The organism is Brevundimonas sp. UBA5936 (genome assembly GCA_002430835.1).
In the GTDB taxonomy this organism is placed as follows: domain Bacteria; phylum Pseudomonadota; class Alphaproteobacteria; order Caulobacterales; family Caulobacteraceae; genus Brevundimonas.
Map to the genome: position 1 here is coordinate 1 of DJDA01000093.1, position 672 is coordinate 672.

The 672-nt window shown below is 70.7% G+C and carries 1 pseudogene; it reads right to left on the reverse strand.

The window, feature by feature from the left end:
- Positions 1 to 672: pseudogene (locus B2Y21_RS08890) on the reverse strand (phosphonate-binding protein); the annotation flags it as partial.

Here is a 672-nt window from a genome sequence, read left to right on the forward strand (position 1 = left end):
CCGGCCCCACGGCCCGCGTCGCCGCCTGCCGCAGCGCGCGGTCGGCCAAGGCCGATCCGCCCGCATCGACGGTGAAGCAGACGCCGTCCAGATGACCGACGACCTCGCCCTCGACCGTGACCTCGCCGTCCTCGGCCACGCCCGCCAGCACGTCGGAGCGCACGTTCAGCGCCCGCATCAGCGCCGCCGTGCGCCGATCGACGAAACGCGCCGTCAGCCGTTCGTGCAGCACGTCGCTGAGCCGTTCCTCCAACGCCTTGGTCCGGTCACGCCATTCCTGCGCCCCCGCCATCCAGTCGGGCCGGTTGGCGATGTAGCTGAGGGTTCGCACTCCCGACAGCCGCGCCGAAAGCTGGTCGATCTGCCCGTCGTCGCGATCCAGGTCGTTGAAGCGCGGCGCGACCCAGTCCTCGGTCAGCCGCCCGCGACGGCTGGTCAGGGCGGTGAAGATCTCCTTCGACAGGCGGGCATGTTCGTCCAGCGTCGTCTTCTGGAAGTCGGGCAGCTGGCACGCCTCCCACAGCCGCATCAGGGCGCCGCGCGAACGGGCGATCTTCTTGACGTCCTCATCGACCGCAAAGCGCCGCAGCAGGGTCTCGTCCAGCGCCTGCGCCGTCAGTCGCAACCCATGCCGCTCCGGCGTCACCGTCAGCGACCGCAACAGATCGGGCA